The sequence below is a fragment of the Streptomyces sp. NPDC001027 genome, assembly GCF_040299045.1.
Taxonomy (GTDB): domain Bacteria; phylum Actinomycetota; class Actinomycetes; order Streptomycetales; family Streptomycetaceae; genus Streptomyces.
This window is the reverse complement of the sequence record NZ_JBEPBI010000088.1, coordinates 1-20142: the sequence shown is the minus strand read 5'-3', so window position 1 is coordinate 20142 and position 20142 is coordinate 1. Positions and strand designations below refer to the sequence as shown.

16 protein-coding genes and 1 pseudogene are annotated in these 20142 nt (G+C 71.5%); 14 read left to right on the top strand and 3 right to left on the bottom strand.

What is annotated here, in order from left to right; genetic code table 11:
* Positions 1-143: 143 nt before the first annotated feature.
* The 8 genes and pseudogenes from ABT300_RS23510 (at position 144) to mutM (ending at position 8372) form a co-directional block, all read left to right on the top strand.
* Positions 144-3233, top strand: coding sequence for a helicase-related protein (locus ABT300_RS23510; protein WP_351678959.1), 3090 nt, complete (start codon positions 144-146; stop codon positions 3231-3233).
* 76 nt (positions 3234-3309) lie between these two features.
* Positions 3310-3897: pseudogene (gene rsmD, locus ABT300_RS23505) on the top strand (16S rRNA (guanine(966)-N(2))-methyltransferase RsmD); the annotation flags it as partial.
* Between the two features lie 26 nt (positions 3898-3923).
* Positions 3924-4403: a pantetheine-phosphate adenylyltransferase gene (gene coaD, locus ABT300_RS23500; protein WP_216825681.1), complete on the top strand. Its 480-nt coding sequence runs from the start codon at positions 3924-3926 to the stop codon at positions 4401-4403.
* A gap of 111 nt (positions 4404-4514) precedes the next feature.
* Entirely contained in the window at positions 4515-5612 is a 1098-nt protein-coding gene (locus ABT300_RS23495; protein ID WP_351678957.1) for a F0F1 ATP synthase subunit B, read from the top strand.
* 161 nt (positions 5613-5773) lie between these two features.
* Complete coding sequence (locus tag ABT300_RS23490; RefSeq protein ID WP_319279757.1) at positions 5774-6427, top strand: YceD family protein; 654 nt, start codon at positions 5774-5776, stop codon at positions 6425-6427.
* Positions 6428-6429: 2 nt separating this feature from the next.
* Entirely contained in the window at positions 6430-6603 is a 174-nt protein-coding gene (gene rpmF, locus ABT300_RS23485; protein ID WP_007493396.1) for a 50S ribosomal protein L32, read from the top strand.
* A gap of 7 nt (positions 6604-6610) precedes the next feature.
* Complete coding sequence (rnc, locus tag ABT300_RS23480; RefSeq protein WP_502977984.1) at positions 6611-7432, top strand: ribonuclease III; 822 nt, start codon at positions 6611-6613, stop codon at positions 7430-7432.
* Positions 7433-7511: 79 nt separating this feature from the next.
* Positions 7512-8372, top strand: a complete 861-nt coding sequence (gene mutM, locus ABT300_RS23475) for a bifunctional DNA-formamidopyrimidine glycosylase/DNA-(apurinic or apyrimidinic site) lyase (RefSeq protein ID WP_351678951.1) — start codon at positions 7512-7514, stop codon at positions 8370-8372.
* Here the strand turns inward: mutM and ABT300_RS23470 are convergent.
* Positions 8345-8746 carry a winged helix-turn-helix transcriptional regulator gene (locus tag ABT300_RS23470; protein ID WP_351678948.1) on the bottom strand — a complete coding sequence of 134 codons (402 nt, stop codon included), beginning with the start codon at positions 8744-8746 and terminating at the stop codon, positions 8345-8347. The genes mutM and ABT300_RS23470 overlap by 28 nt on opposite strands.
* A gap of 106 nt (positions 8747-8852) precedes the next feature.
* Here ABT300_RS23470 and ABT300_RS23465 point away from each other — a divergent pair, with 106 nt between their 5' ends.
* Complete coding sequence (locus ABT300_RS23465; RefSeq protein ID WP_351678946.1) at positions 8853-9440, top strand: flavodoxin family protein; 588 nt, start codon at positions 8853-8855, stop codon at positions 9438-9440.
* A 153-nt stretch (positions 9441-9593) separates the two neighbouring features.
* Here the strand turns inward: ABT300_RS23465 and ABT300_RS23460 are convergent, their stop codons facing one another.
* Positions 9594-10742, bottom strand: coding sequence for a CAP domain-containing protein (locus tag ABT300_RS23460; RefSeq protein WP_351678943.1), 1149 nt, complete (start codon positions 10740-10742; stop codon positions 9594-9596).
* Between the two features lie 198 nt (positions 10743-10940).
* Here ABT300_RS23460 and ABT300_RS23455 point away from each other — a divergent pair, with 198 nt between their 5' ends.
* From ABT300_RS23455 to ABT300_RS23440, 4 genes are all read left to right on the top strand, one after another.
* The gene (locus ABT300_RS23455) at positions 10941-11222 is read left to right on the top strand and encodes an acylphosphatase (RefSeq protein ID WP_351678941.1); all 282 of its coding nucleotides are present in this window, start codon (positions 10941-10943) and stop codon (positions 11220-11222) included.
* A gap of 379 nt (positions 11223-11601) precedes the next feature.
* Positions 11602-11805 carry a hypothetical protein gene (locus ABT300_RS23450; protein ID WP_109002141.1) on the top strand — a complete coding sequence of 68 codons (204 nt, stop codon included), beginning with the start codon at positions 11602-11604 and terminating at the stop codon, positions 11803-11805.
* 278 nt (positions 11806-12083) lie between these two features.
* The gene (locus ABT300_RS23445; RefSeq protein WP_351678938.1) at positions 12084-15794 is read left to right on the top strand and encodes an SMC hinge domain-related protein; all 3711 of its coding nucleotides are present in this window, start codon (positions 12084-12086) and stop codon (positions 15792-15794) included.
* A 216-nt stretch (positions 15795-16010) separates the two neighbouring features.
* Positions 16011-17429 (top strand): sugar porter family MFS transporter, encoded by a 1419-nt coding sequence (locus tag ABT300_RS23440; RefSeq protein ID WP_351678936.1) that lies wholly within the window; start codon positions 16011-16013, stop codon positions 17427-17429.
* A 118-nt stretch (positions 17430-17547) separates the two neighbouring features.
* Here ABT300_RS23440 and ABT300_RS23435 read toward each other — a convergent pair whose 3' ends face one another.
* A complete protein-coding gene (locus ABT300_RS23435; RefSeq protein ID WP_351678933.1) occupies positions 17548-18519 on the bottom strand; it encodes an LLM class flavin-dependent oxidoreductase in 972 nt (323 codons plus the stop codon).
* Positions 18520-18818: 299 nt separating this feature from the next.
* Between ABT300_RS23435 and ftsY the strand changes: the two genes are divergently transcribed.
* A complete protein-coding gene (gene ftsY / locus ABT300_RS23430; protein WP_351678930.1) occupies positions 18819-20030 on the top strand; it encodes a signal recognition particle-docking protein FtsY in 1212 nt (403 codons plus the stop codon).
* Positions 20031-20142: the final 112 nt, after the last annotated feature.

Genomic DNA, 20142 nt, shown 5'->3' with positions numbered 1-20142 from the left:
AGGAGCACGGCGCGGGGTCGGGCGGTCCCGGTGGGGCGGTGACCGCGGATGATGGCCGGAGCGCGCCATCCTAGAGCCCGAACGAGCCGTCTGACCAGGGGTTTCAGGACACCTATGCGGCAATGTCAGTGACGTGGTGTGCAATGGATCTCGTGCCCGCGCTGAAGGAACCACTGGAACAACCGCTCACGTCAGTGCTCGGCCCCGCCACCGCGAAGGTGATGGCCGAGCACCTCGGCCTGCACACGGTCGGCGACCTCCTGCACCACTACCCCCGCAGATACGAGGAGCGCGGCCAGCTCACCTCCCTCGCCGACCTCCCGATGGACGAGCACGTCACCGTGGTCGCCCAGGTCGCCGACGCCCGCCTGCACAGCTTCGCCTCCGCCAAGGCGCCCCGCGGCAAGGGCCAGCGCCTGGAGGTGACCATCACCGACGGCAGCGGCAGGCTCCAGCTGGTCTTCTTCGGCAGCGGCGTCCACAAGCCGCACAAGGAGCTGCTGCCGGGCACGCGCGCGATGTTCGCGGGCAAGGCCTCGGTCTTCAACCGCCGCCTCCAACTGGCCCACCCGGCCTACGAACTGCTGCACGCCGACACCGAGGAATCCGTCGAGACCTGGGCGGGCGCCCTCATCCCGCTCTACCCGGCCACCGCGAAACTGGAGTCCTGGAAGATCGGCAAGGCGGTCCAGACCGTCCTGCCCAGCGCCCAGGAGGCGGTCGATCCGCTCCCGGAGTCGCTGCGCGAGGGCCGCGGCCTGCTGTCCCTGCCCGAGGCCCTGTTGAAGATCCACCGCCCGCAAACCAAGGCCGACATCGCCGACGCCCGCGCCCGCCTGAAGTGGGACGAGGCGTTCGTCCTCCAGGTCGCCCTGGCCCGTCGCCGGCACGCCGACGCCCAACTCCCGGCGGTGGCCCGCAGGCCCTCGCCCGACGGCCTCCTCGCCGCCTTCGACGCCCGGCTTCCCTTCACCCTCACCGACGGCCAGCGGAAGGTCTCGAAGGAGATCTTCGACGACCTGGCGACGGAGCATCCGATGCACCGGCTGCTGCAGGGGGAGGTCGGCTCGGGCAAGGCCCAGCCCCTGGACTCCCTGGTGCTCACGCCGACCGGCTTCCGGCGGATGGGCGACCTGGCCGTGGGCGACGAGGTGGTCGTCCCGAACGGGGAGATCGCGCCGGTCGACGGCGTCTTCCCGCAGGGCGACCGCGAGGTGTGGCGTCTGGTCCTGTCCGACGGCGCTCGTGTGGAGTGCGACGACGAGCACCTGTGGATCGTCGGCACCGCCTCCGCATGGCGTCGCGGCCAGGCCCCCGGGGTCATGACCACACGCCGGATCCGGCAGGACACGCTCACGGCGGACGGCGCCCCGAAGTGGTACCTCCCGGTCGCGACCCCGGTCGACCTCGGAGGCGACGCACCCCTCCCGCAGGACCCGTACGAGTACGGCGTCCGGCTGGCCGGCGGCGGAAGCAGCGGTCCGGACCCGGCCGCGCAGGGCTCGCCGTCGCCCTCGTCCGGTGCGGGCGTCGGCGTCCCCATCGCCTTCCGGAACACCTCCGTCAAGAACCGCACCGCCCTCCTGCAGGGCCTCCTCGACACCGGCGGCACGGTCGGTGCGGACGGCCTGAGCGTCACGTTCCGCGCCGCCTCACGCCTGCTCGCCGACGACGTCGCCTGGATCGTGCGCTCGCTGGGAGGCCGGGCGCGGCTCTCCTCGTCGGGGGAGGGCTTCGAGGTCTCCCTCGCCCTGCCGGAGGCGCACCCGCCGTTCCGGCTGCCCCGCAAGGCGGCCCTCCTGCGGTCCCGGCCCGGCGACGACGCGTTCCGCCGCGGCGTCCACGCCGTCGAGTACGTGGGCCGGGGGCCCGTCCAGTGCATCAGCGTCGCCCACCCCAGCCACGCCTACGTCACCGACCACTTCACGGTCACCCACAACACCATGGTCGCGCTGCGCGCCATGCTCGCCGTCGTCGACGCGGGCGGACAGGCGGCGATGCTCGCCCCCACCGAGGTCCTCGCCCAGCAGCACCACCGCTCCGTCGTCGAGATGATGGGCGATCTCGCCGAGGGCGGCATGCTCGGCGGATCCGAACAGGCCACCAAGGTCGTCCTGCTGACCGGGTCGATGGGGGCGGCGGCCCGCCGCAAGGCGCTGCTCGACCTCGTCACCGGGGAGGCCGGCATCGTCATCGGCACCCACGCGTTGATCGAGGACAAGGTCCAGTTCCACGACCTCGGCCTGGTCGTGGTCGACGAACAGCACCGCTTCGGCGTCGAACAGCGGGACGCCCTGCGCGGCAAGGGCAAGCAGCCCCCGCACCTGCTCGTCATGACGGCCACGCCCATCCCCCGCACCGTCGCCATGACCGTCTTCGGCGACCTGGAGACCTCGGTCCTCGACCAGCTCCCGGCCGGCCGCTCGCCGATCGCCAGCCATGTCGTCCCCGCCGCGGACAAACCGCACTTCCTCGCGCGCGCGTGGGAGCGGGTGCGCGAGGAGGTGCAGAACGGCCATCAGGCGTACGTCGTCTGCCCCCGCATCGGCGACGACGAGGACGACCCGGAGAAGGCCGGCAAGGCCAAGAAGAAGCCGCCCGAGGACGAGGCCGAGAAGCGGCCCCCGCTCGCCGTCCTCGACGTCGCCGATCAGCTCGCGCGAGGCCCCCTCCAGGGACTGCGCGTCGAGGTGCTGTACGGCCGTATGCCCCCCGACGACAAGGACGCCGTCATGCGCCGCTTCGCCGCGGGCGACACCGACGTCCTGGTCGCCACGACCGTCATCGAGGTCGGCGTCAACGTCCCCAACGCCACCGCGATGGTGATCATGGACGCCGACCGGTTCGGCGTGTCCCAGCTCCACCAGCTGCGCGGCCGCGTCGGCCGTGGCTCGGCGCCGGGCCTGTGCCTGCTGGTCAGCGAGATGCCGCAGGCGACCGCCGCCAGGCAGCGGCTGGACGCCGTCGCCGCCACTCTCGACGGCTTCGAGCTCTCCCGCATCGACCTCGAGCAGCGCCGCGAGGGCGACGTCCTCGGCCAGGCCCAGTCCGGCGTCCGCTCCAGCCTGCGCGTCCTCACGGTCATCGAGGACGAGGAGGTCATCGCCGAGGCGCGGCAGGAAGCGGCGGCCGTCGTCGAGGCGGACCCGGAGCTGACCGCCTACCCCGGCCTGCGCACGGCGCTGGACGCCCTGCTGGACGAGGAGCGGGAGCAGTACCTGGAGAAGGGGTGAGGAGGACCACCCGGGGACGCGGCGGACCGCGCCACCCGCCACACTTGAACGCAAAGCCGCCCACCACCAAGGACCAGAGATGACCCGCGTGATCGCCGGAGCAGCCGGCGGACGTCGCCTGGCGGTCCCGCCAGGCACCGGAACCCGCCCCACCTCCGACCGCGCACGCGAAGGCCTCTTCTCCACCTGGCAGTCCCTCCTGGGCGGCCCCCTCGACGGCGAACGGGTCCTCGACCTGTACGCCGGATCAGGCGCCGTCGGTCTGGAGGCCCTGTCCCGCGGCGCCGGCCACACCCTCCTCGTCGAGGCCGACGCGCGAGCGGCCCGCGTGATCCGGGAGAACGTGAGAAACCTCGCCCTCCCCGGCGCCGAGGTCCGCGCGGGCAAGGCCCGACAGGTCATCGAGGCGGCGCAGGCCGCGCCGTACGACCTCGTCTTCCTCGACCCCCCGTACGCCGTCACCGACGACGATCTTCGAGAGATCCTGCTCACACTCCGCTCGGGGGGCTGGCTCGCGGCCGAAGCGCTCGTCACCGTGGAGCGCAGCACCAGAGGCGGTGAGTTCGGCTGGCCGGACGGTTTCGAAGCGCTCCGGTCCCGTCGCTACGGCGAGGGAACGTTTTGGTACGGTCGCGCCGCCTCTACGTGCGAAGACGCACGATGACCGGACCGGAGAGCGAGGGAACACAAGTGCGCCGTGCCGTCTGTCCCGGGTCGTTCGACCCGATCACCAACGGACACCTCGACATCATCTCCCGCGCCTCCCGTCTGTACGACGAGGTCTACGTCGCGGTGATGATCAACAAGTCCAAGAAGGGCCTGTTCGAGATCGACGAGCGGATCGATCTGATCCGCGAGGTCACCGCCGAGTACGGCAACGTCCGGGTCGAGGCCTTCCACGGCCTCCTCGTCGACTTCTGCAAGGAGCGCGGGATCCCGGCCATCGTCAAGGGCCTGCGCGCGGTCAGCGACTTCGACTACGAACTGCAGATGGCGCAGATGAACAACGGCCTCTCCGGCGTCGAGACGCTGTTCGTGCCCACCAACCCCACCTACAGTTTCCTCTCCTCCTCACTGGTCAAGGAGGTCGCCACCTGGGGCGGCGACGTCTCCCACCTGGTGCCGCCCAGGGTCCTCGAAGCGCTGACCGAGCGCCTCGGGCGGGACTGACCGCCGGACGGCCGTCCTGACGTGCCGTCACCCGGTGTCCGGCGGGCGTCCCATGGCCGTACAGTCGTCCCGTCCGTCTCCAACACAGCTGTAGAGAGTGGCGAGCAACCGGTGGACGTGCAGAAGAAGCTCGACGAGATCGTCACGGCGGTCTCCAGTGCCCGGTCGATGCCGATGTCGGCCTCGTGCGTGGTCAACCGCGCGGATCTGCTCGCTCTGCTGGAAGAGGTACGCGCGGCCCTGCCCGACTCCCTGGCCCAGGCCGAGGAGCTCATCGGCGGCCGCGAGCAGGTCGTCGAGCAGGCCCGCCAGGAGGCCGAGCGGATCATCGAGACCGCCCACGCCGAGCGCGGCTCGCTGGTCTCCGGCACCGAGATCGCCCGCCGCTCCCAGGCCGAGGCCGATCGGATCCTCGCCGAGGCACGCAAGGACGCCGAGGAGGTCCGCGCGGACGCCGACGACTACGTCGACTCCAAGCTCGCCAACTTCGAGGTCGTCCTCACCAAGACCCTCGGCTCCGTGGGCCGCGGCCGCGAGAAGCTCCTCGGCACCGGACCGGGCACCGACGAGCAGGGGTACGAGGACGAGGACGCCCCCGAGCGCAGCCACGACCCCGAGACCCTGCGCCGCGACGCCGACGCGTACGTCGACGCCAAGCTGGGCGCGTTCGAGGCGGTCCTGGCCAAGACGCTGGAGGCGGTCGGCCGGGGCCGCCAGAAGCTGCACGGCCGCATCGCCACGGACGACCTCGGCGCCCTCGCCGCCGACACCACCACCTTCCAGCACTCCTCGGACGCCGACTACCTCGCCGACCTGGCCGCCCTCGCGGAGCAGGACGCGGCGCCCGCGCAGCCCGTCCAGCAGACGTACGACCAGCAGGAGCCGCAGCCGGCGTACGGCTACCAGCAGCAGCCGGACCCTTACGGCGGCTATCCGCAGCAACAGCAACAGCAACAGGGCTACGGCGGGCAGGACCCGTACGGCTACCAGCAGCAGGCGGACCCCTACGCGTACCAGGGGGGCTACGACGCCCAGCAGGACCCGTACGACCCGAACCAGGCCCAGCAGCAGCACGACCCGTCCCACCAGGCCCAGCAGCAGCACCAGCAGGCGCAGCAGGGGTACGCCCTCGACGAGACCAGTCTCTTCGACACCGGCATGATCAGCGCCGAGCAGCTGCGCGCCTACGAGCAGGGACGCGGGCTGTAGGACCGGGCGGGCAGGGGCCGGATTGGGCTGTGGGCGAATGCTCCAGTATCCTGGCTCATCGGTCGCGTGTGCGCTTCGCTGATGTCGCATGCGCCCGCGATCGCCGCTGCCCGCCACACCGAGGGGCAGCGTCCCCCGAGCTCAGAAGATCGAAAGCAGGAATGGCTCTGAACGCCCGCCTCGACCACCGCAAGCCTCTCGTGTTCGACACGCACGAGCTGGGGCGGCGGCCCGGTGCGCAGCAGCGCCTGACCCGCGAGATCGACGCTCCCCAGGATCTCGGGATCCAGGGAGTCGTCGGAGTGCCGGAAGGCGCTCCGGTGGAGCTCGCACTCCGACTTGAGTCGGTCATGGAAGGTGTGCTCGTCACAGGCACCGCCCGTGCACGGGCCGAAGGGGAGTGCGTAAGGTGTCTGGAGCCGCTCGAGTTCGATCTCGCAGCGGACTTCCAGGAGATGTTCTCGTACCCTGACGCCGATGACCGGGGCCGTGTGAAAGCGGATCCGGCCGACGACGCCGAGGAAGACGAGGACAGGCTCTTCCTCGAGGACGGCCTGTTCGACCTCGAGCCCGTGCTGCGTGATGCGGTGGTGCTCGCACTGCCGATGCAGCCGGTGTGCCAGGACGACTGCCCCGGCCTGTGCTCCGAGTGCGGAGCCCGGCTGGCGGACGACCCGGACCACCACCACGACGCCGTCGACATCCGTTGGGCGGCACTGCAGGGACTCGCCGGTTCACCTGAAGACGGCGAGAAGGACGAGATGAGCGGCGGCGCGCTTCCATCAGCGCACGCCGACGAGAAGCAGGAGAAGTAGCCGTGGCTGTTCCGAAGCGGAAGATGTCGCGCAGCAACACGCGCCACCGCCGGTCGCAGTGGAAGGCTGCGGTCCCCACCCTGGTTGCGTGCGAGCGCTGCCACGAGCCCAAGCTGCAGCACATCGCGTGCCCGTCTTGCGGCACCTACAACAAGCGCCAGGTCCTCGAGGTCTGAGCGGCTGGTGAGAGGCTTCATGTCTGACGCCAAGGCGGACACGACCGCCAAGAACAAGGCGGACACGGCCTCGTCCCACACGCTTCTGGAAGGGCGGCTCGGCTATCGGCTCGAGTCCGCCCTTCTGGTGCGTGCGCTGACCCACCGTTCCTACGCGTACGAGAACGGCGGTCTGCCGACGAACGAGCGGCTGGAGTTCCTCGGGGACTCCGTGCTCGGCCTCGTCGTCACGGACACGCTGTACCGCACCCACCCCGACCTGCCCGAAGGCCAACTGGCCAAGTTGCGGGCCGCGGTGGTCAACTCGCGTGCGCTGGCGGAGGTCGGTCGTGGTCTCGACCTGGGCTCCTTCATCCGGCTCGGCCGGGGTGAAGAGGGCACGGGCGGCCGGGACAAGGCATCCATCCTCGCCGACACCCTCGAAGCGGTGATCGGCGCGGTCTATCTCGATCAGGGCCTCGACGCGGCCTCAGAACTGGTGCACCGCCTGTTCGACCCGCTGATCGAGAAGTCCTCGAATCTCGGCGCCGGCCTGGACTGGAAGACCAGTCTCCAGGAGCTCACCGCGACCGAAGGCCTCGGCGTCCCCGAGTACCTGGTCACGGAGACCGGCCCCGACCACGAGAAGACCTTCACTGCTGCCGCCCGCGTCGGAGGCGTCTCGTACGGCACCGGCACCGGCCGCAGCAAGAAGGAGGCGGAGCAGCAGGCCGCCGAGTCCGCCTGGCGGTCCATCCGGGCAGCGGCGGACGAGCGCGCCGAGGAGGCGACGGCCGAGGCGGCCGCCGCGGCCGACGGCAGTGTGGACCAGGAGTCCGCCTCCGCCTGAGCAGCACCACGAGACGAGCGCCCGCCCCCGACGGGGACGGGCGCTCGGCCCGTGCAGGAACCGAGTCACGGGGGATGCCATGCCCGAGTTGCCCGAGGTCGAGGTGGTCCGGCGCGGTCTGGAGCGGTGGGTCGCCCATCGCACGGTCGCCGACGCCGAGGTCCTGCACCCCCGCGCCGTGCGCCGCCATCTGGCCGGCGCCGAGGACTTCGCGCACCGCCTCGAAGGCCACCGCATCGGCGCTCCGAGCCGGCGCGGCAAGTACCTCTGGCTGCCGCTGGAGGACACCGACCAGGCGGTCCTGGCCCATCTCGGCATGAGCGGCCAGCTCCTGGTCCAGGCGCACGGGGCTCCCGACGAGAAGCATCTGCGCGTGCGGGTGCGCTTCGCGGACGACACGGACACCGAGCTCCGCTTCGTCGACCAACGCACGTTCGGCGGACTGTCGCTGCACCCCACCGGCCCGGACGGGCTCCCGGACGTCATCGCGCACATCGCCCGTGACCCCCTCGACCCGCTGTTCGACGACGAGGCGTTCCACCAGGCGCTGCGCAGGAGGCGCACCACCGTCAAGCGCGCGCTGCTCGACCAGTCGCTGATCAGCGGCGTCGGCAACATCTACGCGGACGAGGCGCTCTGGCGCTCCCGTCTGCACTACGACCGTCCGACGGCCACCTTCACCCGGCCCCGCACATACGAACTGCTCGGCCATGTCCGGGACGTGATGAACGCGGCCCTCGCCGTCGGCGGCACCAGCTTCGACAGTCTGTACGTCAACGTCAACGGCGAGTCGGGCTACTTCGACCGGTCGCTGGACGCCTACGGGCGTGAAGGGCTGCCCTGCAAACGGTGCGCCACGCCGATGCGCCGACGCGCCTGGATGAACCGGTCCAGCTACTTCTGCCCGAAGTGTCAGAGGGCGCCGCGCGTCCCGTCGTAGCGCTCGCGCGCGGCCAGGACGTCGGTCATCCGCCCTTCGACGAGGTGGATGAGGCCCAGAAGGCGGTCGGCCACCTCCCGCCCGAGCGGGGTCAGTTCGTAGTCCACGCGGGGCGGGTTGGTGGGCTGCGCCTCGCGGTGCACCAGACCGTCGCGCTCCAGCGCGTGCAGCGTCTGGGAGAGCATCTTCTCGCTCACGCCGTCGACCCGGCGGCGCAGCTCGTTGAAACGCAGGGAGCCCTCGTACAGCGCACCGAGGGTCAGTCCGCCCCAGCGGCCGGTGATGTGCTCGAGTGTGCCGCGCGAGGGACAGGCCTTGGCGAACACGTCGAACGGAAGATCCTGATCCTCCGCCCTCTCCCGGGTGATGTCCATACGCCAAGCCTACTCGAAGGTAGCGCTAACCGGGAGGTTGCACTAACTATCAGATAGTGCTTTCCTGTGGTCACTGTTCTTGAGCTGCCCATTTTCAGGAGTACGCATGTCCACCCCTGTCGTCGCCATCGCCTACCACTCCGGCTACGGCCACACCGCCGTCCTCGCCGAGGCCGTCCGCGCCGGCGCCGCCGACGCAGGCGCCGAGGTGCACCTGGTCAAGGTCGACGAGATCACCGAGGAGCAGTGGACGCTGCTCGACCGCTCGGACGCCGTCGTGTTCGGATCGCCCACCTACATGGGGACCGCGTCCGCCGCCTTCCACGCCTTCGCCGAGGCGACCTCCGCGCGCTGGCCGGAGCAGGTGTGGAAGGACAAGCTGGCCGCAGGGTTCACCAACTCGGGTTCCAAGAGCGGCGACAAGCTGCACACGCTGCAGTTCTTCCAGATCCTGGCCGCACAGCTCGGCATGCACTGGGTCAGCCTCGGCCTGCTGCCCGGCTGGAACAACTCGGCCGGCTCCGAGCACGACCTCAACCGACTGGGCGTGTTCCTGGGCGCCGCCGCGCAGACCAACGTCGACGAGGGTCCGGACGCCGTCCACAAGGCGGACGTGGCGACGGCCGAACACCTGGGCCGCCGGGTGGCCGAGACCGCGCGGATCTTCCTCGCCGGCCGCGCCCAGGCAGCCTGATCCCGCCGACCGCCCATCGCCACGCCGTGACCCCTACGCCGTGACTCACACGCCGTGACCTGCGACGCCGTCGTCGCCGGTCACGGCGTCGGTCGTGTCCGCCGTCCGCCGTACAGGGTCCGGCGGCGGACGACGTGCCTCTTCAGCCGTGTCTCAGTACCCGAAGTCCTGCGTCCACCAGGGGCCGCCGGAGCCGAAGTGGACGCCGACGCCCAGGGTCTTGAAGTCGCAGTTCAGGATGTTCGCCTTGTGGCCCGGGCTGTTCATCCAGGCCTCCATGACGGCAGCCGCGTCGGACTGCCCGCGGGCTATGTTCTCGCCGCCGAGTCCCGAAATGCCGGCCTTGGCCGCCCGGTCCCACGGGGTCGCCCCCTCGGGGTCGGTGTGGTCGAAGAACCCGCGCGCGGCCATGTCGTCGCTGAACTTCTCGGCGAGGTCCGACAGGGCGCTGTTCGCGGAGACGGCACTGCAGCCGACCTTGGCCCGCTCCTCGTTGACCAGCTTCAGCACCTCGGCCGCGGCCTGCGTCTCGGCCGAGACCGTGACGGGCGCCTGGGGCTTCGCCGGCGCCCTGGTCGCGGCCCTCGACTTGGACGGCGTGGTCTCCGGCGCGCTGGAAGGCGTGGACGCGGGCTTCTTCGGAGCCGTCTTCGTCGGCGCGGCCGAGGAGGCGGAGACCGAGGGGGACGGGGAGGGCGTGGCCGGGGCGGAGGCGGCGGGCGAGACCGACCGGCCGGCGTCGCGGCTGGTCGGGGCGGAGCCGCGGTCGTCGTCGGCGGAGCCGGACGTGCCGCCCTGCTCGGAGGCGGAGTTCGTGGGCGAGCCGGCGGCGGCCTGGACCTTGTCGCCGGAGCCGCCGCTGCCGCCCCCGAGGCGGTAGCCGTCGATGCCGGGCACCACACCCGTCGCCACGGCGACCGTGCCGATCGCCACCGCCGCGGAGACGCCGAGCAGACCGGTCTTCACCGGCGTGGCGACCCTGCGCTTACGACGACGGCCCGAGCCCGCCCGATTCCCCCCGGCCCGGCGGGCGCCGCCGTCGGGGGCGAACCCGTCGGCCGCGAACACCCCGGTGTCCCCGTGGGCGTAGTCGCCCTCCGCGTACAGGTACTCGCGGCTTCTCGCGACGGAGTCCGCGTACGCCTCGGGGTTGAGATACGGCGCGATGCCGATGGTGGGAAGTGTTTCCGTATGCGCATCCTGCGCCCTGTGGCTGTCCGCATGCGAGCCGTGCGTCTGTGTGACCCCCGTGGCGCGGCTCGTGGCGGCGCTGCCGGCGGCGGAGCGTCGGTGGCGTCCCATGTCCTTGCCTTCCTCGTCCGAGCGGTGTTCTCAACGGTCGGCCGAAGCCCTGGGGCGACGCGCGCCTCCTGCTCCCTCTGGTCAACCTGACTCACCCGATCGAGTGAGTTTCATATGAGAATCATTGGGTGGGGACGGTACCGCATGGTGCTCGGGGAGGAAGTGTCCCGAGAGACTTTGCGCGGTTAGGTTGCACCCATGAACGAGGATGTACGGCTGGTCGCCTGGGTGCGCGGACACGTCCAGGGCGTGGGATTCCGCTGGTTCACCCGGGCCAAGGCGCTGGAGATCGGCGGCCTGAGTGGCTTTGCTCTCAATTTGGCCGACGGCCGGGTCCAGGTGGTCGCCGAAGGGGCCAAGGAGGGGTGCGAGGAGCTGCTCGGCTGGCTCCTGGGCGACGACACGCCCGGACGCGTAGCCGGAGTCACCGAGATATGGGACACACCGCGCGGAGGTTACGACGGCTTCGCGATCCGCTGAGAACCCCCGCCGAGCGCCCCCGGGAAAGTGGAGGGGAATGCCACGGGCACGTGCCCCCAGCAGAAAGGGGCAGGTGATTGCCAAGAAAGGCTTGCCGTGGGAGGCTCCGCACTTAAGGATGATCGCCACGCCCCGAGGGCCCCGCAGGAGTCGCAGCGCCGCCGTTTCGGCCGCGCGCCGCCGGGCAGCCCGCCAATACGGGGCGTGATCGTGTTGACCGTCAAACTTTTTGGTGAGACGCTGAAAGCACCCCGCGCACCCCAGCTGTTTGGCATGGATGAACGGCAGCACGAACAAGATCCTGCCAAGCACCGCGGGTGCAAATCCCTCACGACCCACACCGCTTCGGTCGGTCACTCATTGTGGAGGACCATCCATCATGGCAAAGGCGCTTCTCGGTTACGTCGGCGGCTCCGACCCGCGACTCCTCGCCGAGATGCGACGGCTCCAGCAGCGTGTACAGGACCTGGAATCCGAGCTCGGACGGATCCAGGCCGAGAACGACGCGCTGACGGCTGCCGCTTCTCACGAATCGCTTATGGAGAGCATCGACGCACGCCAGGCGGAGCCTGCGCTCACCTGATCGCTGCACGCTGTACCACGGCACGCAGGGTCGGGCGGCTCATTCTCACCGCGTCGGACCGCTAAGTTGTCAGAGTTTGCAAGGGACGCTTCGGCGTCCCTTCTTTCTTGTCCCCCATGCGTTCGCGCCCCCGCTTCCGCCTCTTCTGCCCCCGCCCCCCGCCGTTGGTTCCCCCGCGCACCCTTTCAGTCTCTTAACGTTTGGTGTGCCCTGCGCGTTCATGGGTGAAACCGCGGGTTCATGGAGTGAGACACCCCCGGAAGGTAGAGTCCAGCGCCGTGCACCTCAAGGCCCTGACCCTCCGGGGGTTCAAGTCGTTCGCGTCCGCGACCACGCTCCGGTTCGAACCGGGGATCACGTGCGTCGTCGGACCGAACGGCTCGGGCAAGTCCAACGTCGTCGACGCGCTCAGCTGGGTCATGGGCGAGCAGGGCGCCAAGTCGCTGCGCGGCGGCAAGATGGAGGACGTCATCTTCGCCGGCACCACCGGCCGCCCCCCGCTGGGCCGCGCCGAGGTGTCCCTCACCATCGACAACTCCGACGGGGCGCTCCCCATCGAGTACGCCGAGGTCACCATCACGCGGATCATGTTCCGCAACGGCGGCAGCGAGTACCAGATCAACGGCGACACCTGCCGGCTGCTCGACATCCAGGACCTGCTCTCCGACTCCGGCATCGGGCGTGAGATGCACGTCATCGTCGGCCAGGGCCAGCTCGACTCCGTCCTGCACGCCGACCCCATGGGCCGCCGCGCCTTCATCGAGGAGGCTGCGGGCGTCCTCAAGCACCGCAAGCGCAAGGAGAAGGCGCTCCGCAAGCTGGACGCGATGCAGGCCAACCTCGCGCGCGTGCAGGACCTCACCGACGAACTCCGGCGTCAGCTCAAGCCCCTCGGCCGCCAGGCCGCCGTCGCCCGCCGCGCCGCCGTCATCCAGGCCGACCTGCGCGACGCCAGGCTGCGCCTGCTCGCCGACGACCTCGTACGGCTGCGGGAGGCCCTGCAGACGGAGGTCGCCGACGAGGCCGCCCTCAAGGAACGCAAGGAGGCGGCCGAGCAGGAGCTGAGGAAGGCCCTGCAGCGCGAAGCCCTCCTGGAGGACGAGGTCCGGCAGCTCACGCCGCGTCTGCAGCGGGCCCAGCAGACCTGGTACGAGCTGTCCCAGCTCGCCGAACGCGTCCGGGGCACCGTCTCGCTCGCCGACGCCCGGGTGAAGAGCGCCACCTCCGCGCCCCCCGAGGAGCGGCGCGGCCGCGACCCCGAGGACATGGAGCGGGAGGCGGCCCGGATCCGAGAGCAGGAGGCCGAACTGGAGGCCGCTCTCGAAGCTGCCCGGCACGCACTCGACGACACCGTCGCCCACCGCGCGGACCTGGAACGGGAGCTCGCCGTCGAGGAACGGCGACTGAAGGACGTCGCCCGGGCGATCGCGGACCGCCGCGAGGGCCTGGCCCGGCTGAACGGCCAGGTCAACGCGGCCCGCTCGCGCGCCGCCTCCGCACAGGCCGAGATCGACCGCCTCGCCGCCGCCCGGGACGAGGCCCAGGAACGGGCCGTCACCGCACAGGAGGAGTACGAGGAGCTCAAGGCGGAGGTGGACGGCCTGGACGCGGACGACCACGAGCTCGCCGAGCGGCACGAGGGCGCCAAGCGGCAGCTCACCGAGGCGGAGGCCGCCCTCGCCGACGCCCGCGAGGCGGCCACGGCCGCCGAACGCAGCCGCGCCGCGACCCTGGCCCGTCGGGACGCCCTGGCGCTGGGGCTGCGGCGCAAGGACGGCACCGGCGCCCTGCTCGCCGCGCGCGACCGCCTGAACGGCCTGCTGGGTCCGGCGGCCCGACTGCTGACGGTGACGCCCGGCCACGAGATCGCGCTCGCGGCGGCCTTCGGCGCCGCCGCGGACGCGATCGCGGTCACGACGCCCGCCGCGGCCGCCGAAGCCATCCGGCTGCTGCGCAAGCAGGACGCGGGGCGCGCCGCGCTGCTGCTCAGCGGTGCGGCGGGCGACGTACCCGAGGAGCGCACCGACGGCCGGCGCGCCGGGGGCCGGCTCCTCGACGCGCAACCCGCCGAGGACCGGCTCACCGCCGAGGACCGTCTCGCCGAGGACCGGCTCACCGCCGAGGACCGTCTCGCCGAGGACCGGCTCACCGCCGGGGGCCGGCGGAACGACGGCCGGCGCGTCGAGGGTCCGCCGTATGCCGCCGATCTGGTGCGGGGTCCCGGCGAGCTCATGCCCGCCGTGCGCCGGCTCCTGCGGGGGATCGTCGTCGTGGGCACGCTGGAGGACGCCGAGGAGCTGGTCTACGCCCGCCCGGACCTCGTCGCGGTGACCGCCGAGGGCGATCTGCTGGGCGCGCACTTCGCGCACGGCGGGTCCGCCGGGGCGCCCAGCCTGCTGGAGGTGCAGGCGTCCGTGGACGAGGCCGCCGCCGAGCTCGACGAGCTGGCCGTGCGCTGCGCGGAGCTGACGCAGGCACAGCGCACGGCCGGCGAGCACCGCCGGGAGTGCGCCGCGCTCGTCGAGGAGGTGGGGGAGCGGCGGCGGGCCGCGGACCGGGAGAAGTCGGCCGTGGCGCAGCAGCTCGGGCGGCTCGCGGGGCAGGCCCGGGGCGCGGCCGGTGAGGCCGAGCGGTCCGCGGCGGCCGCGGCGCGGGCGCAGGAGGCGCTGGACCGGGCCGTGGAGGAGGCCGAGGAGCTGGCGGAACGGCTGGCCGTCGCCGAGGAGACGCCGGCCGAGGAGGAGCCCGACTCCTCCGTGCGGGACCGGCTCGCCGCCGACGGGGCCAACGCGCGGCAGACCGAGATGGAGGCCAGGCTCCAGGTCCGCACCCACGAGGAGCGGGTCAAGGGGCTGGCCGGGCGGGCCGACTCGCTGGACCGGGCCGCGCGGACGGAACGCGAGGCACGCGCGCGTGCCGAGCAGCGACGGGCGCGGCTGCGGCACGAGGCGGCCGTCGCGGACGCCGTCGCCTCGGGCGCGCGGCAGCTGCTCGCCCATGTCGAGGTCTCCGTGGGCCGGGCCGAGGCGGAGCGGATCGCCGCCGACGCGGCCAAGGCGCGGCAGGAGCAGGAGCTGGCCGCCGCCCGCACCGCCGGACGCGATCTGAAGGCCGAGCTGGACAAGCTGACGGACTCGGTGCACCGCGGCGAAGTGCTCGGCGCGGAGAAGCGGATGCGGATCGAGCAACTGGAGACCAAGGCGCTGGAGGAGCTCGGCGTGGAGCCCGCGGGGCTGGTCTCCGAGTACGGACCGCATCAGCTCGTGCCGCCGTCGCCGCCCGCCGAGGGCGAGGTGCTGCCGGAGGACCCGGAGGATCCGCGCAACCGGCCGAGTCCGTTCCGGCGCGCCGAGCAGGAGAAGCGGCTGAAGTCGGCCGAGCGCGCCTACCAGCAGCTCGGCAAGGTGAACCCGCTGGCGCTGGAGGAGTTCTCCGCGCTGGAGGAGCGGCACAAGTTCCTCAGCGAGCAGCTGGAGGACCTCAAGAAGACCCGCACCGACCTGCTTCAGGTAGTGAAGGAGGTCGACGAGCGCGTCGAGCAGGTCTTCACCGAGGCGTTCCGGGACACCGCACGGCAGTTCGAGGGCGTGTTCAGCCGGCTGTTCCCGGGCGGCGAGGGGCGGCTGATCCTGACCGACCCCGACAACATGCTCACCACGGGCGTGGACGTGGAGGCCCGGCCGCCCGGCAAGAAGGTCAAGCGGCTCAGTCTGCTCTCCGGCGGCGAGCGGTCGCTGACCGCCGTAGCCATGCTGGTGTCGATCTTCAAGGCGCGGCCCAGCCCGTTCTACGTCATGGACGAGGTCGAGGCCGCCCTCGACGACACGAACCTGCAGCGGCTCATCCGCATCATGCAGGAGCTGCAGGAGTCGTCACAGCTGATCGTGATCACGCACCAGAAGCGCACGATGGAGGTCGCCGACGCGCTGTACGGCGTGTCCATGCAGGGCGATGGTGTGTCGAAGGTCATCAGCCAGCGCCTGCGTTGACCGGTCGGAGCGGGTATCCGTCCCCCAGCTCCCACCGCATTCTCTTCAAGAGTTGAACACGATCCCTCCATGTGGGTGCTGAAGAGTCACAGCCGGGCCCTATTGACTTCGATACTTGAAGGCATAGTCTCGGCACCGTTGCTTTTACCTTCAGATGCCATCTATCTGGGGTGCCGATCCCGTCGGCAGTGCTGCCGACGGCCCGAGGAGTTGAACGTGACCAGCACGACGCAGGCACAGAAGTCAGGAGCCGTCAGGGCTCATCCCGATCATCTCGGGCACGTCGTCTTCATCGCGGCGGCGGCCGCGATGGGCGGATTCCTCTTCGGCTACGACAGCTCCGTGATCAACGGCGCGGTGGAGGCCATCCGGGACCGCTACGACATCGGCTCCGCGGCCCTCGCCCAGGTCATCGCGATCGCCCTGATCGGCTGCGCCGTCGGCGCGGCGACCGCGGGCCGCATCGCCGACCGCATCGGCCGCATCCGGGTCATGCAGATCGCCGCCGTGCTGTTCACGGTCAGCGCCGTCGGCTCGGCGCTGCCCTTCTCCCTGTGGGACTTCGCCTTCTGGCGGGTCGTCGGCGGCTTCGCCATCGGCATGGCGTCCGTCATCGGCCCCGCCTACATCGCGGAGGTCGCCCCGCCCGCCTACCGCGGCCGGCTCGGCTCCTTCCAGCAGGCCGCGATCGTCATCGGCATCGCGATCTCGCAGCTGGTCAACTGGGGACTGCTCAACGCCGCCGACGGCGACCAGCGCGGCAGGCTCATGGGGCTGGAGGCCTGGCAGGTCATGCTCGGCGTCATGGTGGTCCCGGCCGTCCTGTACGGCCTGCTCTCCTTCGTCATCCCCGAGTCCCCCCGCTTCCTGATCTCCGTGGGCGGGCGCGAGCGGGCCCGCGAGATCCTCAAGGAGGTCGAGGGCGAGAGCGTGGACCTGGACGCCCGCGTCGCCGAGATCGAGAGCGCGATGAAGAGCGAGCACAAGTCCACGTTCAAGGACCTGCTCGGCGGTTCCTTCTTCTTCAAGCCGATCGTCTGGATCGGCATCGGCCTGTCGGTGTTCCAGCAGTTCGTCGGCATCAACGTCGCGTTCTACTACTCCTCGACGCTGTGGCAGTCGGTCGGCGTCGACCCGACCGACTCGTTCCTCTACTCCTTCACGACGTCGATCATCAACATCGTCGGCACCGTCATCGCGATGATCTTCGTGGACCGGATCGGCCGCCGGCCGCTGGCCCTGATCGGCTCCGTCGGCATGGCCGTCGGACTCGCGTTCGAGGCCTGGGCGTTCTCCTTCGACCTCGTCGACGGCAAGCTGCCGGCCACCCAGGGCTGGATCGCCCTGATCGCCGCCCATGTGTTCGTCCTGTTCTTCGCCCTGTCCTGGGGCGTCGTCGTCTGGGTCTTCCTCGGCGAGATGTTCCCCAACCGCCTCCGTGCCGCGGCACTCGGCGTGGCCGCCTCCGCGCAGTGGATCGCCAACTGGGCCATCACCGCGAGCTTCCCGTCGCTGGCCGACTGGAACCTCTCCGCGACCTACATGATCTACACGGTCTTCGCGGCGCTCTCCATCCCGTTCGTCCTGAAGTACGTCAAGGAGACGAAGGGCAAGGCGCTGGAGGAGATGGGCTGAGGCCCCCTGGAGGCCTCAGCCGAAGAGGCCCCCGATCCCTAAGAGACCCCCGCTCCAGGGGAGCGGGCCCTTTCCCCGCCGCCCGCTCCTCGACGCTCGCAGGGCGTGCTGCCCCGGCTCACCCGCCGAGCCGGGGCAGCACGCCCTCGCAGAACAGTCGCAGGCTGCGCCATCCCTCCTCCACCGGCATCCCGCCCGCCAGCGGATGCAGGACGAGGTTGTCGAGCCCCTGCGCCACGCACGCGTCCGGCGTGAGGATCCGGTACACGCCCTCCTCCCGCAGCTCCGCCACCGTCGTCGCCCCCGACTTCACCGCCGAACGGATCTCGCCCGACTGCCAGGAGGCGTAGGTCCGCGCCTCGTGCAGGAAGCGGTCGCCGTACTCGGCCCAGACCCGGTCCGGATCCTCGGCGATGTGCAGCAGGGGCGTCTCGGCGCCCGGCATCATCGTCCAGCCCTCCGTGCCGTATTCCGTCAGCCGCTCCTTGTAGTAGGCCTCCAGCTCCGGCAGATGGGCGCTGGGGAAGAACGGCAGCCCGAGCCGTGCGGCCCGGCGGGCGGCGGCCTTCGAGGAGCCGCCCACCAGCAGCAGGGGGTGCGGATCGGTCGCCGGGCGGGGGGTGACCCGTACCGTGCGTCCCCGGTAGGCGAACTCCTCGCCGGTCCAGGCCTTCAGCACCGTCTCCAGCAGCTCGTCCTGGAGCAGCCCCCGCCGCTTCCAGTCCACTCCGGCCCGGGCGTACTCCTCCGGCCGGTAGCCGATCCCGGCGACCGTGACCAGCCGTCCGCCGCTCAGCAGGTCCAGCACCGCGATGTCCTCGGCCAGTCGCAGCGGGTCGTGCAGCGGTCCGATGACGGCCGACACGGTCACCGCCAGCCGCCGCGTCGCTCCGAGCACCGCGCCCGCGAAGACGAAGGGCGACGGCAGCCAGTTGTTCTCGACGCCGTGATGCTCCTCGGTCTGGACGAGGGCGATCCCGTGCCGGTCGGCGTATGCGGCCATCTCCAGCGCGGCCCGGTAGCGGACGCCCAGCTCGGCGGGGGCCGCACCGGGAGCGACGAGGTTGAAGCGGACGACGGTGACGGGCATGGGGACCCCCTTCGGGTGTGGAGGGGGACGGTAGCTGACGGTGAGTCAGGTATCCAGGGGTCTCGTCCTGTAGGTCGGTGAGGGCGTGTCGCGGCTCACCGAATGAACCACGACACCCCTGGGTGCGCCTGTGCGTGCACCCGACGGGATCGCACACCGGACCCGTCGTGACTCCGCCCCTGAGGGGCTTCCCGGCCGACGCGAAGGGGGACGGGCGGGCCGGCCCGGCCCGGTGGGGCCGGCGGCCCCGCGTGGACAACGAACGTCCGAGCGGGGAGGTCGCGCATACTGGCGTTGTTATGGAAACCGTCATCCTTGCTGTAGTCATCGCCGTGGTCGTGCTCGCAGTGCTCGGCGGGCTGGTCGTCGGCAGCCGGCGGAAGAAGCCGCTGCCCCCGCCGCCCCCCGCAGCGCCCGACATCACCGCCCCTCCCGCCGAACCGCACGTCGGCGACGAGGCCGAGACGCCGCGCGACGAACCGCGCCGCACGATCGAGGAGGTGGATCTTCCCGACGGCTCGACCGGCGCCGCCGTCGAGGAGCCCCCCGTCGTCCCCCCTCTCGAGGTTCCCGAGCTCGAGATCCCGGAGCCCGCCGAGGGGCGGCTGGTGCGCCTGCGCGCCCGGCTCTCCCGCTCGCAGAACGCCCTGGGCAAGGGGCTCCTCACGCTGCTCTCGCGCGAGCACCTCGACGAGGAGACCTGGGAGGAGATCGAGGACACGCTGCTCACCGCCGACGTCGGCGTGGCTCCCACCCAGGAGCTGGTCGAGCGACTGCGCGAGCGTGTGAAGGTGCTCGGCACCCGCACTCCCGCGGAGCTGCGCGCGCTGCTGCGCGAGGAGCTGCTCAAGCTGGTGGGCGTCGACGTCGACCGCGCCGTGAAGACCGAGCCCGAGGACCGCAAGCCGGGCATCGTGATGGTCGTCGGAGTCAACGGCACCGGCAAGACCACCACCACCGGCAAGCTCGCGCGCGTGCTCGTGGCCGACGGGCGCACCGTCGTCCTCGGCGCTGCCGACACCTTCCGCGCCGCCGCCGCCGACCAGCTCCAGACCTGGGGCGAGCGGGTCGGCGCGCACACCGTGCGCGGTCCCGAGGCCGGCGACCCCGCCTCCGTCGCGTTCGACGCGGTGAAGGAGGGCAAGGAGACGGGGGTCGACGTCGTCCTCATCGACACCGCCGGCCGCCTGCACACCAAGACCGGTCTGATGGACGAGCTCGGCAAGGTGAAGCGGGTCGTCGAGAAGCACGCCCCGCTGGACGAGGTGCTGCTCGTGCTCGACGCCACCACCGGGCAGAACGGACTCGTGCAGGCCCGGGTCTTCGCCGAGGTCGTCGACATCACCGGCATCGTGCTGACCAAGCTGGACGGCACGGCGAAGGGCGGCATCGTGGTCGCGGTCCAGCGCGAGCTGGGCGTCCCGGTCAAGCTGGTGGGACTCGGCGAGGGCGCGGACGACCTCGCGCCGTTCGAGCCGGAGGCCTTCGTTGACGCCCTTATCGGGGACTGACCGGCGCGTACCGCAAGGCCGCGAACCGCAGACGGGGCGCCGAGAGGCGCGCCAGGCCGAGCGGCCTCGCCGCAACGCCCGGCGCCGGCCGTCGACTTCCCGCGCGGGCGGC